The organism is Pseudomonas kribbensis (genome assembly GCF_003352185.1).
Lineage (GTDB): Bacteria > Pseudomonadota > Gammaproteobacteria > Pseudomonadales > Pseudomonadaceae > Aquipseudomonas > Aquipseudomonas kribbensis.
In genome coordinates this window covers 2,901,005-2,916,422 of the sequence record NZ_CP029608.1, presented here as the reverse complement: position 1 = coordinate 2,916,422, position 15,418 = coordinate 2,901,005, and the positions used below count along the sequence as shown (strand labels likewise).

Sequence of the window (15,418 nt, the reverse complement as noted above, 5' to 3'; positions counted from 1 at the left end):
CATGCGCTAGCAAGGTAGACCTTCATGAAAACCTCACTCACCCCACACGAGATCAAAATCACCTTTTGCACCGTTTCAAGTTCTATCTTGCTCTGCTCATCCATGGAGGCGCAGGCGGGTCCTGTGGCGGATGAGACCACCCCCTGGTATCGCCAGGACATCCCGATCATGACACTGCCCGCGACCGTCATCACGCCCGATCCGCAACGCCTGAGCCCGCGCCCTGACCTGCGCGGCACGCATTTGCTCACCGAGGATCTCGCCCCCTCGGAGTGGGATCAGCTTTACGGGCAGCCCTCTCGCCTGGCACAGAGCGACATCCTTGGCACCGGGTTTGCGGTGCCCGGCTCGGGGGAAGTCAAAGGGCCGGCCGTGCTGACCTTGCACGGCAGCGGCGGCCAGACCCAGCGCATCGGACTGATTGGCGGCCTGAATCAGATCCAGGCCAACGGCAGCGGCCTGATCGTCAACCGTGCCCTCGCCGACCCAACCACCGACACCCTCAATCTGCAGGGCCAGAGCCTCGGCGCCTATTACAGCCTCACGGGTTCCGCAGGCTGGCACGTGGATCTGTCGGCCAGCGGTGGCCGGGTCAGTGGTTTCAGCCGCAATGAACAGGGCGCGCGCCTGGCCACGGAAGGCAGCGCGATGACCCTTTCGGTGGAAGGCGGTTTCCCGATCGGCCTGAGTGAAAACTGCACACCGTGTACACCGGCAACGCCGTGACGCTCGATCAAGTGGACAGGATCAGCAGCAGCCGCAAGTCGTCGACGGTGGAACTTGGTCTGGGTCTGGTGGCGAAGGTCACGCCGAGCGTGAGCCTGTACGTGAGCGCCGACTACAGCAGTGATGTGGATGACAATGATCTGAACGGGCTGATCGGCAGTCTGGGGGTGCGGATGCGGTGGTAACGACGTTCCTGCGGGAGCAAGCCGTTTGCTCCCGCAGGTTCATCCTCAACCCTCGGGCTTGAGGATTAACACCGCCAGCGGCGGCAGATTCAGCTCCAGCGACAACGCCTGACCATGACTGGCCACGTCTTCGGTGAACGCCCCGCCGCCGTTGCCATAGTTGGAACCGGCATAGGTGTCGGCATCACTGTTGAGCAGCTCCTTCCAGCGCCCGGCAAACGGCACGCCCACCCGGTACGACTGACGCGGCACCGGCGTGAAGTTGGCCACCACCAGCACCGGCGTCCCCTCCTTGCTCCAGCGCAGCCACGCATAGACGCTGTTGATCGCATCGTCACCGATCAACCACTGGAACCCTTGCGGTGCATCATCCTGCTCGTGCAGTGCCGGCTCTTCGCGGTACAACCGATTCAGATCGCCAACCAGTTTCTGCACGCCTTTGTGCTCGGAATACTGCAGCAGATACCAGTCCAGCTGCTGATCGTGATTCCACTCGCGCCACTGGCCGAACTCGCAACCCATGAACAGCAGCTTCTTGCCCGGATGGGTCCACATGAAGCTCAGATAGGCCCGCAGGTTGGCGAATTTCTGCCAGCGGTCGCCGGGCATCTTGTCGATCAGCGAATGCTTGCCGTGCACCACTTCGTCGTGGGAGATCGGCAGGATGAAGCGCTCTGACCAGGCGTACACCAGACCAAAACTCAACTCGTTGTGATGATGGGCGCGGTACACCGGATCCTGCTGGATGTAATGCAGCGAATCGTGCATCCAGCCCATGTTCCATTTGTAGGCAAAGCCGAGGCCGCCCTGCTGGGTGCTCTGACTGACGCCCGGCCAGGCCGTGGATTCCTCGGCGATCACCAGCGCGCCCGGTGCTTCCAGCGCCACCACATCGTTGAGGTGGCGAAGGAAGTCGATGGCTTCCAGATTCTCCCGTCCGCCATGGCGATTGGGCACCCACTCCCCGGCCTTGCGTGAATAGTCGCGATAGAGCATCGACGCCACCGCATCGACCCGCAGCCCGTCGACGTGGAAATGCTTCAGCCAGTGCAGTGCCGACGCCAGCATGTAGCCGTGCACTTCGGTGCGGCCGAGGTTGTAGATCAGCGTGTCCCAGTCCTGATGGAAGCCTTCCAGCGGGTTGCCGTACTCGTACAGCGCCGTACCGTCGAATTGCGCCAAGCCATGGGTATCGGTTGGAAAATGCGCGGGCACCCAGTCGAGAATCACCCCGATATCGGCCTGATGGCAGGCGTTGACGAACGCCGCGAACTCGTCCGGTGTGCCGTAACGGGCGCTCGGGGCGAATTGCGACAGCAACTGGTAACCCCAGGAGCCACCGAACGGGTGCTCCATGATCGGCATCAGTTCGATGTGGGTGAAGCCCAGCTCCTTGACGTAGGGAATCAACCGCTCGGCCAGCTCCGGCCAGGTGTACTGACGGGCCACTTCACCCAGATCGTCCAATTCGCATTGCCAGGATCCGGCATGCAGCTCATAGATCGACAGCGGCGCATTGTGTTGCTGGCGCTCGCGGCGGCCGGTCATCCAGTCCTGATCCTGCCAGTCGATCTGCAACGGCGAGGCGACTTTGGACGCGGTGTCCGGCGGCAGGCTGGTGGCCAGCGCCATCGGGTCGGCCTTGAGCGGCAGGATGCCGTGGGCGCCAAGGATTTCGTATTTGTACAGGTCCCCCGCCTGCAGACGCGGAATGAACAGCTCCCAGACCCCGGACGGATGGCGCAGCCGCATCGGATGCCGGCGCCCGTCCCAGACGTTGAAGTCGCCGACCACCGACACCCGCCGGGCATTCGGCGCCCACACGGCGAAGCGCACACCGTCGACGCCATCCACGGTTTTCAGTTGCGCACCGAGGCACCTGCTGAGGTCGCGATGATTGCCTTCGGCGAACAGATACAAATCCATTTCACCGAGCAACTGGCCAAAGCTGTAGGGATCTTCCGCAACCTGCTCGCCACCGGCCCAACGCGTACGCAACAGATAAGGCCGCGCCGATTCGAAATGCCCGACAAACAGCCCCGGCGTCTCGGTCGCCTCCAGCGGGCCGCGCTCCTCGCCGCTGTCCTTGTCCAGCACGCTGACACTCAATGCGCCGGGCAGGTACGCCCGGATGAACTGCCCGCCGGCACCATCGCCGTGGGGCCCGAGAATGGAAAACGGGTCCTGATGTTCTGCGCGCACCAGGGCATCGATGTCCCTGGCCCCGGGCAGCAAACGCTCTTTAACCTGACCCTGTTCCTTGTTCGAGAAACTCATGACTACTCTCCACCAAGATCGGAAAAGGGTTCCAGCCCCGTCAATAACCCATACAGACCGTGCAACGGCACGGGCAGCCAGGTGGGGCGATTTTCGGCTTCATAGGCCACTTCGTAGGCCGCTTTCTCCAGACCGAACAACGCCAGTGCGGCGTCGGCACCTTCAGGATCCTGCCAGGCATGATCAAGACTAGCTGCCGCTCGCTGATATGCCTCGACAAATGCCTCGCGGGCCTCACGCAGATAACGCTCGGCCACCCGCCGACGCGCCGCTTCGGCCTCGGGACTGTTGTCGACGTTGTGCACGTTGATGGTCATCGCGGCGGCGTAATCGAAGGAACGCAGCACACCGCTGACATCCTTGTACGGACTGTGCCTGCCGCGACGCTCGGCCAGTGGCCGCGCCGGTTCGCCTTCGAAATCGATCAGGTACGCATCGCCCTTGATCACCAGCACCTGCCCCAGATGCAGGTCGCCGTGCACCCGAATGCGCAAACCGCCGGCGGATTTCTTCGCCAGTTCCTGCACATGGGCGAGGATGGTTTTTTTGTGGTCGAGCAGACGAGCGACAAGCTTCTGATCCGCCACATCCAGTTCGCCCTGATGCTGCTTGAGCAGCTTGAGCGCGTGCTCGACCTGAGCGCCGACATCCTTGCCAGTGGCTTGCGCATCCTTGGCCGAACTGACCTGCGGCGCGAAGTCCGGGTTGTCGGTGGGCGCCGCCATTACCTGATGCATTTCCCCCAGTCGCTGCCCCAGCATGCCGGCAAAATCCTTCAGTTCGCCGAGGGCGTTGTAGTGCTGCGACTGTTCGGACACGGCGTCCGCCAGCTCATCGCGCAATGCTCGCTCGAGGTTGTTCTGCGTCCATTCCCAGGCGTCGCCCTGATTGCTCAGGTAGCCCTGGGCAATCATCAGCAGATTGTCTTCGCCCTGCCCGTCGCGGCGAATCACCGAGCCCAACAGCGGGGAAATATTGGCAAATCCGGCGGCGGTCAGATAAGCGCTCATTTCCAGTTCCGGGTGTACGCCAGAAGCGACTTTACGGATCAGCTTGAGCACCAGACTGTTGCCGATTACCACCGAACTGTTGGATTGCTCGGCGGACAGGTAGCGCACTTCGGATTCGGCACCGAGGCCAAGTTTGTCGAGCTGCGGCGTGGCTTCGAAACGGATTTCACCATCGCTGGAGTCCAGCACCGTGCCACTTTGCATGCCTTGTAAAACCGCACGGATAAACGCTTCGAGGCTGAACGCATCGGTAATCAGACCGACCTGCCGGACCCGACGCACACGGGACAACGCCAGTTGCTGCGGCAACGCGGGCCCGACCTGATCTTCCGAGATAAAGCCGAACGGCAGTTGGTAACGGCTGGTCTGCCCGCCGCTGCTGACTTCGATTTCGCTGAGCAACACCGGATGCTGTGCGTCGCCGAAGCGCACACCGTAGGCCAGCCGGACGTGCTCGATGGCCGCATCCTTGCCGGCGAACCAGCGGCGGTTCTGCAACCAGTTCGGCAGGATGCCCTGTTCGAGTGTGGCCCGGGACGGCGCCTCCAGCAGTTCTTCCATGCGTTTTTTCAGCACCAGCGTGGTGAAGTCCGGCAGGCTCTGCGCCGGCTCGACGTGCCAGCTCGGCATCTGGTTTTCCGCCGCCAGGCCGAACCAGTAGAAACCATATGGCGCGAGGGTCAGCAGAAAGTTGAGCTGGCCGATGGGCGGAAAGGCGTTACCGCCGAGCATCTCCACCGGCACCATGCCGACGTAGGCCGACAGGTCCAGCTCCACCGCCTGGGCGCTGCGCGAAACGTTGGCCACGCACAGGATGATTTCGTGTTTGCCGTCCGGCCCGGTGTATTCGCGGGTGTAGGCCAGCACGCGGCGGTTGGCCGGCGACAGCATTTTCAGGGTGCCGCGACCGAACGCCTTGGATTGCTTGCGTACCGTCAGCAGGCGACGAGTCCAGTTCAACAACGAATGCGGATCGCCGGCCTGGGTTTCGACGTTGACCGACTGAAAGCCGTACTGCGGGTCCATGATCGGCGGCAGCACCAGACTGGCCGGATCGGCCCGGGAGAATCCACCGTTGCGGTCGATTGACCACTGCATCGGCGTGCGCACGCCGTCACGGTCGCCGAGGTAGATGTTGTCGCCCATGCCGATTTCATCGCCGTAATACAGGGTCGGCGTGCCGGGCATCGACAACAGCAGACTGTTGAGCAGTTCGATGCGCCGACGGTCGCGCTCCATCAGCGGCGCCAGACGCCGGCGGATGCCGAGGTTGATCCGCGCACGACGGTCGGCGGCGTAGTAATTCCAGAGGTAGTCGCGCTCCTTGTCGGTGACCATCTCCAGCGTCAATTCATCGTGGTTGCGCAGGAAGATCGCCCATTGGCAATTGGCCGGGATCTCCGGGGTCTGGCGCAGGATGTCGGTGATCGGGAAGCGATCTTCCTGGGCCAGCGCCATGTACATGCGCGGCATCAGCGGGAAGTGGAACGCCATGTGGCATTCGTCGCCATTGACGCCCTCGGCGTCGGTATCGCCGAAGTACAACTGGGTGTCTTCCGGCCATTGGTTGGCCTCAGCCAGCAGCATGCGATCCGGGTAGTTGGCGTCGATTTCGGCACGGATCTGCTTGAGAACGTCGTGAGTCTCCGGCAGGTTTTCGTTGTTGGTGCCGTCGCGTTCGATCAGGTACGGAATCGCGTCCAGGCGCAGACCGTCGATGCCCATGTCCAGCCAATAACGCATCACCGACAGCACGGCTTTCATGACTTGCGGGTTGTCGAAATTGAGGTCCGGCTGGTGCGAATAGAAACGGTGCCAGAAGTACTGGCCGGCCACCGGGTCCCAGGTCCAGTTGGACTTTTCGGTGTCGAGGAAAATGATCCGCGTGCCGTCGTATTTCTGGTCGTCATCCGACCACACATAGAAGTCGCGGGCCGCTGAACCGGGCTTGGCCTTGCGCGCCCGCTGGAACCACGGGTGCTGATCCGAAGTGTGGTTGATGACCAGCTCGGTAATGACCCGCAAACCCCGTTTGTGCGCCTCGGCGATGAAGCGTTTGGCGTCGGCCATGGTCCCGTAATCGCTGTGTACGCCACGGTATTCGGCGATGTCGTAACCGTCGTCACGGCGTGGCGAGGGATAGAACGGCAACAGCCAGATGGTGTTGACGCCCAGCTCGGCAATGTAATCGAGTTTGGCGATCAGGCCGGGAAAATCGCCGATTCCGTCATTGTTGGAGTCGAAAAAGGATTTGACGTGAACCTGATAGATCACCGCGTCCTTGTACCAGAGCGGGTCCTTGATGAAGGTGGCTGACTTGGGTTTCTTCGCCATGTGAAACTCCTGTTCAATGCATGAATGCGTCGGCCCGGATCAAGACGCGGTGATGCGCCAGATCCCGAACGGCTGATAAGCCGGGTCGATCCGCATGAACTGGTACTTGCCGTGCCAGTCCCAGCGATGGCCGTTCATCAGGTCCTCGCCGTGGGTGGTGGCGTCGTCCGGCAGGCCCATTTCCCACAGCGGCAATTCGAAATTCGCCTCCTGCGGGTGATGCGGGTCGAGGCTGACGGCCACCAGGATGAAATTGCTGCCATCGGCGCTGCGCTTGCCGAAATACAGAATGTTGTCGTTCCAGGCGTTGTAGATCTTCAGGCCCAGATGACTGTGCAGCGCCGGGTTCTGCCGGCGGATACGGTTGAGCTGGGCGATCTCGGCGATGATGTTGCCGGGCTGGTTGAAGTCGCGGACGCGGATCTCGTACTTCTCCGAATCGAGGTATTCCTCCTTGCCCGGCACCGGCGCCGATTCGCACAGTTCGAACCCCGAATACATGCCCCACAGGCCCGAGCCCATGGTCGCCAGCGCCGCCCGGATGAGAAATCCCGGGCGCCCCGATTGATGCAGGAACGCCGGGTTGATGTCCGGCGTGTTGACGAAAAAATTCGGCCGGTAGCACTCGCGCCAGGGCGATTCATTGAGTTCGCTGAAGTAACTCGCCAGTTCGGCCTTGGTATTGCGCCAGGTGAAATAGGTGTAGCTCTGGGTGTAACCGACCTTGCCCAGCCGCGCCATCATCGCCGGGGTGGTGAACGCCTCGGCGAGGAAGATCACTTCGGGATGTAGCGTGCGCACATCGGCGATCAACCATTGCCAGAACGGCAGCGGTTTGGTGTGCGGGTTGTCGACGCGAAAGATCTTCACGCCCTCCTCGACCCACCCGACAACGATGTCCCGCAGTTCGACCCACAGGCTCGGAATCGCTTCCGGCGCATAGAAGTCGACGTTGACGATGTCCTGGTATTTCTTCGGCGGGTTCTCCGCGTACTTGATCGTGCCGTCTGGCCGCCAGTTGAACCAGCCGGGATGCTGCTTGAGCCATGGATGATCCTGGGAACACTGGATGGCGAAATCGAGGGCGATTTCCAGACCATGATCAGCGGCCGCCGCCACCAGGCGACGGAAGTCTTCGCGGGTACCAAGCTGCGAGTGAATCGCTTCGTGGCCGCCCTCTTCGCTTCCGATCGCATAAGGGCTGCCAGGATCGTCCGGGCCAGCCGTCAGAGAATTGTTGCGGCCCTTGCGATGGCTGCGACCGATGGGGTGAATCGGCGTGAAATACAACACGTCGAAGCCCATGTCCTGAATCATCGGCAACCGCGAGTGCACATCGTTGAAGGTGCCGTGACGGGCGGGATCGTCGGTGATCGAGCGGGGAAACAGCTCGTACCAACTGGCGAACTCGGCCAGTTCCCGTTCAACATCCAGCGGAAACTCCGGGCTGATGCTCAGATACGGGCGGTGATCGGCCTCGGCCATCAATTGCGCACTTTGCGGGTGCAGAAACAACGCGACCTGCTCGGTTTCGAGCAGGCCGGACAATTCGTGGTGCAGCGCCGCCAGCCGTTCGCTGAGTTGGCCTTCGCTGCGTTCGGCCGCTTGTTGCACCATGGTGCGGCCTTCCTGCAGCTCCAGGCTGACCGGGACGGCGGCCAGGTGTTTCTTCTCCAGTTCGTACTGAAAACTGGCGAACTGGTCGATCCAGGCTTCGATCAGGTACAGATAGCGGCCCATGCGCTGGGGCCGGAACCGGCCTTCCCAGCCGTTGTTGCCCTGATCGTTCATGACTTCGCTTTGCCAGACTTCCTCGCCTTCCTCGCCTTCCTCGCGCCAGCGGATGCGCACCGCCAGTTTGTCGTGACCGTCGGCGAAGATCTTGCTGGTGACCACGATCTCGCGCCCGACCACAGCCTTGACGGCAAATTGGCCGCCATCGAGGGTCGGCCGGGTGTTTTCAATGACAATGCGCGGCAGCAGCAACGCCTGCGACAGCGGAATGTGCGGGTTGTAGCTCTGTTCGGAGGGTTTTTCAGCAGTCATTGAGCATCTCTCCTTAACGCCCCAAGGACGCTCGTTTGCCTGTTCGATACTCACGGCCGGACCTGTGCCCAACCATGAACGCTCTCAGGTTCCGAGCGAACCTCGGCGACAAAAGTTCACAGGGATTTGCCCCGTCACAAAATCGGATCGATTTCGCGCAGAAGTGGTCAACCCACTTAAGCACTTCTCACGCCATGTGCCACACGGAGGTTCATCTGATGACGATTCCGATCCCCGCTGAAACGCCCGATCCGAACATCGACAAACCGGTGCTGCCCGAAACCGAGCCGCAACCGATCCCGGAACAGGAGCCACCGGGCACCACGCCACCGCCCAAGGAAGAGCCACCGTCGACCATGCCGCCGGTGATTGTCTGATCGCCCGGTGACCATTAATCGGTTGCACAGAACGATCCCCCGGGGCTGCGCCCTAACCTTTCAACACCCCTTGGAAAAAGGACAGCCCCATGACCGTGCGCATCGAAAACCAGACCTGTTTTTTCGCCACCGAAAACGGTGAACAGATTCGCCTGTGCGGCGACCTGACGGTCATCACCGACAGCGACAAATCGATGTCGGCCGTGGAAATCGAAGGCCGGCGCATTTACATCACCGAGGCTGAAGCCGATGCGCTGACCGTCGCAGGCGCCACCGACGGACGCAAACACCTCAAGGCCACCGACAGTGATTCGGTGATTTGACTGACCCCGGTCAATATCCCGCGCAGCCGTCCGGGATAGGCGTCTGCGCCCCGCTCTGCCAACTGCTTCAAGTTGTCGCAGGGCCGGGCGCAAAACCCATCTGATACGCTTTTTATTGAAATACCTGAGTCTGTTATGCAAACAGATCGGCGCTCATAGTTCACTGGCCTGATGGAGGCTGATGAGCGAACGACCATGAGCGAACGAATCCCCGTCCGAACCGTAGAAGCATCTCCCCAGATAAAAAAAGTACCGGCGCGCCCGATGAAGGCGAAACACGCCACCAGCGACAACCAGATTTTCACCCGCAGCTTCACCGGCCTGTTCCGCACCTTGCGCATGAGCGGCGCGGGATTTCTGTTTCTGCTGTTTTTCGGCACCGTGTGGCTGAACTGGGGCGGGCGTCAGGCGGTGCTGTGGGACCTTTCCGAAAGCAAGTTCCACATCTTTGGTGCGACCTTCTGGCCGCAGGATTTCATTCTGCTGTCGGCGCTGCTGATCATCGCCGCGTTCGGCCTGTTCGCCATTACCGTATTCGCCGGCCGGGTCTGGTGTGGCTACACCTGCCCGCAGAGTTCGTGGACGTGGATCTTCATGTGGTGCGAGAAGATCACCGAAGGTGAACGCAACCAGCGGATCAAGCTGCAAGCCGCGCCCTGGAGCCTGAACAAACTGGCGCGGCGTGCGGCCAAGCACACGTTGTGGCTGGCGATCAGCGTACTGACCGGTCTGACCTTCGTCGGCTACTTCACCCCGATCCGACCGTTGGCCGAAGAGCTGCTGACCTTGCAGATCGGCGGTGTCAGCCTGTTCTGGGTGCTGTTCTTCACCGCCGCCACCTACATCAACGCTGGCTGGCTGCGCGAAGCGGTGTGCATGCACATGTGCCCGTATGCGCGGTTCCAGAGCGTGATGTTCGACAAGGACACCCTGGCGATTTCCTACGACGCAGCCCGTGGCGAAAACCGTGGCCCCCGCAAACGCGACGTGAAACCCGCCGAAGCCGGCCTCGGCGATTGCATCGATTGTCAGCTGTGCGTGCAGGTCTGCCCGACCGGTATCGACATCCGCGACGGCCTGCAAATGGAATGCATCGGCTGCGCGGCGTGCATCGACGCCTGCGATTCGATCATGGACAAGATGAACTATGCGCGGGGCCTGATCCGCTACACCTCCGAGCGTGAATTGCAGGGTGGCAAGACGCATCTGCTGCGTCCGCGACTGATTGGTTACGTCGCAGTGCTGGTGGTGATGATCGGCGCTCTCGCCCTGGCCCTGGTCGAGCGGCCAATGGTGTCGCTGGACGTGACCAAGGACCGTGGCCTGTTCCGTGAAAACGGTCAGGGCCAGATCGAAAACATCTACACCCTCAAAGTCATCAACAAGACCCAACAGCGCCAGGACTACAACCTGAGCCTGGTGGACGGCGACGGCTTCCAGCTGCAAGGCAAGACCGAACTGAGCCTGGCCCCGGGCGAGATCGTCGATGTACCGGTGTCGGTGGCCATGACCACGGAACGCCCGGCCAGCAGCTCGCAGACCTTGAGCTTCAAAATTGCCGACAGCGATGAGCCCGAGGTTTATAGCGTGGCGAAGAGCCGGTTTGTTGCGCCGATGAATCGTTGAACCTTTAAGATGCAACCCTTTGTGCCAATGGCGCTGCGTCCATTGGCACAACCGTTTTCCGAATCCCACTCAATGCAGGACACCGATGAAACGCTACGAAAAATTCGCCGACGACATCGCTGAACTGATCCGCTCCGGCGTCCTCGGCCCCGGCCAGCGGGTGCCGTCGGTGCGCTACGCGAGCCAGACCTATGGCGTCAGCCCGTCCACGGTGTTCCAGGCCTATTACCTGCTGGAACGTCGCGGCCTGATCCGCGCCCGGCCACGCTCCGGCTACTTCGTCAACACCCACGCCCCGAGCCCGTTCTCGGAACCGGTGATCAGCAGCCAGGTCAACGAATCCACCAAGGTCGACGTCAGCGAACTGGTGTTCTCGGTGCTGGAATCGATCAAGGACCCGAGCACCGTGCCGTTCGGCTCGGCCTTCCCGAGCCCGGAACTGTTCCCGTTGCAACGCCTGTCACGCTCGCTGGCCAGCGCCGCCCGGGAGATGGACCCGCGCATGGTGGTCACCGACATGTCGCCGGGCAATCCGCAATTGCGCCGACAGATCGCCCTGCGCTACATGGTCGGCGGACTGATGCTGCCGATGGAAGAACTGCTGATCACCAACGGCGCCCTGGAAGCGCTGAACCTGTGCCTGCAAGCGGTGACCGAACCCGGCGATCTGGTGGCCATCGAGGCCCCGGCGTTCTACGCCAGCCTGCAAGTGCTGGAGCGGCTGAAACTCAAAGCCGTGGAAATCCCCGTGCACCCGCGCGACGGCATCGACCTCGGCGTGCTCGCCCAGACCCTGGAGCGCCATCCGATCAAGGCCTGCTGGTGCATGACCAGCTTCCAGAACCCGATGGGCGCAACCATGCCCGAAACCAAAAAACAGGAACTGGTGGAATTGCTGAAGCGGCATCAGGTGCCGCTGATCGAAGACGATGTCTACGCCGAACTCTATTACGGCCAACAAGCACCGAAACCGGCCAAGGCTTTCGACACCGAAGGCCTGGTGATGCATTGCGGCTCGTTCGCCAAAAGCCTGGCCCCCGGCTACCGCATCGGCTGGGTGGCTGCCGGGCGCTACGCGCAGAAAATCGAGCGCCTGAAACTGATGACCTCGCTGTGCGCCTCGATGCCGGCCCAGGCGGCCATTGCCGACTACCTGCAACACGGCGGCTACGACCGGCACTTGCGCAAACTGCGCTACGCCCTCGAAGAACAACAAAGCGCGATGCTCGCGGCCATCGCCCGCTACTTTCCGGCGCAGACCCGCGTGAGCCAACCGGCCGGCGGCTATTTCCTGTGGCTGGAACTGCCACCGCAGATGGATTCGTTGAAGTTGTTTCAGATGGCGCTGGCGCAGGGGATCAGCATTGCGCCGGGGCCGATCTTCTCGCCGACCCAGCGCTTCAGGAATTGCATCCGGTTGAACTACGGTAGCCCGTGGACCGAGGCTTCGGAGAAGGCGATGGAGACGTTGGGGCGGATTGTGCGGTCGTTCTGATGCGATCGTTCCCACGCAACGCGTGGGAACGATCCTTCACTAACGTCCGCCGCCAAGATCGACGAAAGTCCCGGTCGCATACGACGCCTTGTCCGACAGCAACCACACAATCGCCTCCGCCACTTCATCCGGCCGCCCGCCACGGGCCATCGGAATCGCCGACTCCAGCTTGCTGACCCGATCCGGATCGCCGCTCAACGCGTGGAAATCGGTGTAGATATAGCCCGGCCGCACCGCATTGACCCGAATCCCCTCGCCCGCCACTTCCTTGGACAGACCGATGGTGAACGTGTCGAGGGCGCCTTTGGACGCGGCGTAGTCGACGTACTCGTTCGGCGAGCCCAGACGCGCGGCGACCGAAGACACGTTGACGATGCTGCCGCCCTGCCCGCCGTGTTTGGGCGACATGCGCAGGATCGCGTGCTTGGCGCAGAGGATCGGCGCCAGGACGTTGGTTTTCATGATTTTGAGGATGCGGAATTCGGACATTTCGTCGACCCGCGATTTGTGCCCGACGGTGCCGGCGTTGTTCACCAGTGCGGTGACCCGGCCCAGCTCGGTGTCGACCCGGTGAAACAGGCCGATCACTTCGTCTTCGATGCTGACATCGGCGCGAACGGCAATGGCGGTGGCGCCGCGCTCGCGTACCTGGTCGAGTACGTGGTGGGCCGCCTGTTCGTCAGACTGATAATTGATGCAGATCCGATAGCCTTGCTCGGCAGCCAACAGCGCCGTGGCGGCCCCGATTCCGCGCCCGCCGCCAGTGATCACAATGACTTTATCCATGCTGGCCTTCCCCCAATGCACACGTAACAGTCGGGGCAAGAATAACCGTCATTGCGGGGTTTTGCATGGCCTGCGTCAGCCGTTCAGCTCGCCGCCAACTGTTTGCCGCGCTCGATATCCTGCAGGAAGCGATCGGCCGGCATCGGATGGCCCAGCAGATAACCTTGCAGCGAATCACAGCCCAGTTGCGTCAGGAAGTCCTGCTGCACGCCGGTCTCCACACCTTCGGCGACAATGCGCAGGCCCAGTGCCTGACCCAGGGCGACTATCGCCGAGACGATGGCCGCGTCATCGCTGTCATGCTCTAGGTCACGAACGAAACCACGATCGATCTTCAGTTCGTTGGCCGGCAGACGCTTGAGGTACATCAGGCTCGAATAACCGGTGCCGAAGTCGTCGATGGACAGGTCGACGCCCATGTCGGAGAGTTCCTGCAGCACCGTCATGCTCGCGTCGGCATCGCTCATGGCGGTGGTTTCGGTGATTTCCAGGGTCAGGCTGTTGGCCGGCAAGTGGTGCATGGCCAACGCCTTGGCCACGCTGCGCACCAGTCCGGTGTGACAGAACTGCAAGGCCGAGAGGTTCACCGCGATGCGCCAGTCGGTGTACCCCAGCACGTACCATTCGCGCATCTGCCGGCAGGCTTCGTTGAGCACCCATTCGCCGATTGGAATGATCAACCCGGTTTTCTCCGCCAGGTCGATGAACTTGTCCGGCATCAGCATGCCGTGGAGCGGGTGCTCCCAGCGCAGCAACGCCTCGGCACCGACCGGGTGACCATCGGCGGCATGGAACTTGGGCTGGTAATGCAGGCTGAACTGATTGTGTTCGAGCGCCGCGCGCAGGTCCTGCAACAGTTGCAGTTGCTTGCGGGCGTTGCTGTTCATCGAGGCGTCGAAGAAGCTGTAGCCGTTCTTGCCGCCGCCCTTGGCGTGGTACATCGCAGCGTCGGCATTCATCAGCAATTCCTGGGCGTTCTGGCCGTTGCCCGGATACACCGCGATGCCGACACTGGCAGAGATCTGCAGCTCATGCTCGGCGACCCGGAACGACTGCGCGATCAAACCGACCTGACGCGCCGCCAGACCCAGCGCATCGTCGGGCTCGCTCAGACGCACCAGCAGCACAAATTCATCGCCGCCGATCCGCGCCAGGGTGTCGAGGCTGCGCAGATCTTCGCGCAGACGCACCGCCACTTCACGCAGCAACTGATCACCCATGTGGTGACCGAACGCGTCGTTGACCGGTTTGAAGCCGTCCAGATCGATGAACATCAGCGCGAAACAGCCGCCCTGCTCGTTGACCTTTTTCATCGCCTGATTGATCCGGTCGTCCAGCAGCATGCGGTTCGGCAGGCCGGTCAGGGTGTCGTGCAAGGCCAATTGGGTGAGTTCGCGGTTGGCCACGGTCAACGAATGGGCCAGATCGGCGGTGCGCGCTTCGAGGCGGGCATCGAGAATCGAGGTCAGTAGCGCAATGGTCAGCACCGCCAGCGTGGTGATCAGCACCAGGTTGTCCAGGCCATTGCCGTTCAGACCGCTGAGCGCCGCACCGCAGAAACTGCCATCGGGAAACCGCGCCGCCGCCATACCGGTGTAGTGCATGCCGACAATCGCGATGCCCATGACGATGGCAGCGCCGGCACGGAACAGGCGCACATAAGGCGATTGCTGCCGCAGGCGGAAGGCAATCCACAATGCCGCCGCCGAAGCGCCAACCGCGATCAACAGTGAAGCGCCAAACAGGGTCGGGTCGTAATCGATGCCCGGCTGCATGCGCATCGCGGCCATGCCGGTGTAATGCATGGCGCTGATGCCGGCGCCCATGATCAAGGCACCGAAGGCCAGTTGCCAGGCCGGCAGTTTCGGCTGGCTGACCAGCCACAAGGCAAAACCGCAGGACAGCACCGCGATTAACAGCGACAGCGCGGTGATCGGAATGTCATAGCCCAGGTTGATCGGCAGTTTGAAGGCCAGCATGCCGATGAAGTGCATCGACCAGACGCCAACCCCCATGGCAAAGGCGCCGCCGGCCGTCCATAAATGCACGGCGCGACCCTTGGCGGTGGCGATGCGCCCGGTGAGGTCGAGCGCGGTGTAAGACGCGAGGATCGCCACACACAGCGAAATGAAAACCAGCGTGAAGGAATAACTACCGATGAGCATGGGAATTCTCGTGACCACCCCGCCGTACTGCTTCCGTTCTCGGCGGGGCCAAATGCGCCGATTGTACT

General features: G+C 61.9%; 9 protein-coding genes and 1 pseudogene. 5 read left to right on the top strand and 5 right to left on the bottom strand.

Going from position 1 to position 15,418, the window contains the following annotated elements; genetic code table 11:
• Positions 1 to 24: 24 nt before the first annotated feature.
• Positions 25 to 911, top strand: a pseudogene (locus tag DLD99_RS13310) (autotransporter outer membrane beta-barrel domain-containing protein).
• Positions 912 to 956: 45 nt separating this feature from the next.
• Here DLD99_RS13310 and glgB read toward each other — a convergent pair.
• From glgB to DLD99_RS13295, 3 genes are read right to left on the bottom strand one after another with little or no spacing between them, the layout of a single operon-like run.
• A complete protein-coding gene (glgB, locus tag DLD99_RS13305; protein WP_114882678.1) occupies positions 957 to 3,188 on the bottom strand; it encodes a 1,4-alpha-glucan branching protein GlgB in 2,232 nt (743 codons plus the stop codon).
• Between the two features lie 2 nt (positions 3,189 to 3,190).
• The gene (treS, locus tag DLD99_RS13300; protein WP_114882676.1) at positions 3,191 to 6,532 is read right to left on the bottom strand and encodes a maltose alpha-D-glucosyltransferase; all 3,342 of its coding nucleotides are present in this window, start codon (positions 6,530 to 6,532) and stop codon (positions 3,191 to 3,193) included.
• Positions 6,533 to 6,571: 39 nt separating this feature from the next.
• Positions 6,572 to 8,578 (bottom strand): alpha-1,4-glucan--maltose-1-phosphate maltosyltransferase, encoded by a 2,007-nt coding sequence (locus DLD99_RS13295; RefSeq protein WP_114882674.1) that lies wholly within the window; start codon positions 8,576 to 8,578, stop codon positions 6,572 to 6,574.
• Between the two features lie 218 nt (positions 8,579 to 8,796).
• Between DLD99_RS13295 and DLD99_RS29210 the strand changes: the two genes are divergently transcribed.
• From DLD99_RS29210 to mapR, 4 genes are all read left to right on the top strand, one after another.
• Positions 8,797 to 8,955: a hypothetical protein gene (locus tag DLD99_RS29210; protein ID WP_167443771.1), complete on the top strand. Its 159-nt coding sequence runs from the start codon at positions 8,797 to 8,799 to the stop codon at positions 8,953 to 8,955.
• Positions 8,956 to 9,044: 89 nt separating this feature from the next.
• On the top strand, positions 9,045 to 9,278 hold the full coding sequence (locus tag DLD99_RS13290; protein ID WP_114882672.1) for a DUF3203 family protein: 234 nt from the start codon (positions 9,045 to 9,047) through the stop codon (positions 9,276 to 9,278).
• Positions 9,279 to 9,473: 195 nt separating this feature from the next.
• Positions 9,474 to 10,904, top strand: coding sequence for a cytochrome c oxidase accessory protein CcoG (gene ccoG, locus DLD99_RS13285; RefSeq protein WP_114882670.1), 1,431 nt, complete (start codon positions 9,474 to 9,476; stop codon positions 10,902 to 10,904).
• Between the two features lie 85 nt (positions 10,905 to 10,989).
• The gene (gene mapR, locus DLD99_RS13280; protein WP_085708224.1) at positions 10,990 to 12,399 is read left to right on the top strand and encodes a GntR family transcriptional regulator MpaR; all 1,410 of its coding nucleotides are present in this window, start codon (positions 10,990 to 10,992) and stop codon (positions 12,397 to 12,399) included.
• A gap of 39 nt (positions 12,400 to 12,438) precedes the next feature.
• Here mapR and DLD99_RS13275 read toward each other — a convergent pair whose 3' ends face one another.
• Together DLD99_RS13275 and DLD99_RS13270 are read right to left on the bottom strand one after the other, a co-directional pair.
• Positions 12,439 to 13,185: an SDR family oxidoreductase gene (locus DLD99_RS13275; RefSeq protein ID WP_085708225.1), complete on the bottom strand. Its 747-nt coding sequence runs from the start codon at positions 13,183 to 13,185 to the stop codon at positions 12,439 to 12,441.
• Positions 13,186 to 13,268: 83 nt separating this feature from the next.
• Positions 13,269 to 15,350, bottom strand: a complete 2,082-nt coding sequence (locus DLD99_RS13270; protein ID WP_114882668.1) for a putative bifunctional diguanylate cyclase/phosphodiesterase — start codon at positions 15,348 to 15,350, stop codon at positions 13,269 to 13,271.
• Positions 15,351 to 15,418: the final 68 nt, after the last annotated feature.

Bases quoted from the DNA above. Each gene is read 5' to 3' on its own strand.
- treS (WP_114882676.1), bottom strand. From the start codon at position 6,532: ATGGCGAAGAAACCCAAGTCAGCCACCTTCATCAAGGACCCGCTCTGG.
- glgB (WP_114882678.1), bottom strand. From the start codon at position 3,188: ATGAGTTTCTCGAACAAGGAACAGGGTCAGGTTAAAGAGCGTTTGCTG.
- DLD99_RS13275 (WP_085708225.1), bottom strand. From the start codon at position 13,185: ATGGATAAAGTCATTGTGATCACTGGCGGCGGGCGCGGAATCGGGGCC.
- ccoG (WP_114882670.1), top strand. From the start codon at position 9,474: ATGAGCGAACGAATCCCCGTCCGAACCGTAGAAGCATCTCCCCAGATA.
- DLD99_RS13295 (WP_114882674.1), bottom strand. From the start codon at position 8,578: ATGACTGCTGAAAAACCCTCCGAACAGAGCTACAACCCGCACATTCCG.
- DLD99_RS29210 (WP_167443771.1), top strand. From the start codon at position 8,797: ATGACGATTCCGATCCCCGCTGAAACGCCCGATCCGAACATCGACAAA.
- DLD99_RS13290 (WP_114882672.1), top strand. From the start codon at position 9,045: ATGACCGTGCGCATCGAAAACCAGACCTGTTTTTTCGCCACCGAAAAC.
- mapR (WP_085708224.1), top strand. From the start codon at position 10,990: ATGAAACGCTACGAAAAATTCGCCGACGACATCGCTGAACTGATCCGC.
- DLD99_RS13270 (WP_114882668.1), bottom strand. From the start codon at position 15,350: ATGCTCATCGGTAGTTATTCCTTCACGCTGGTTTTCATTTCGCTGTGT.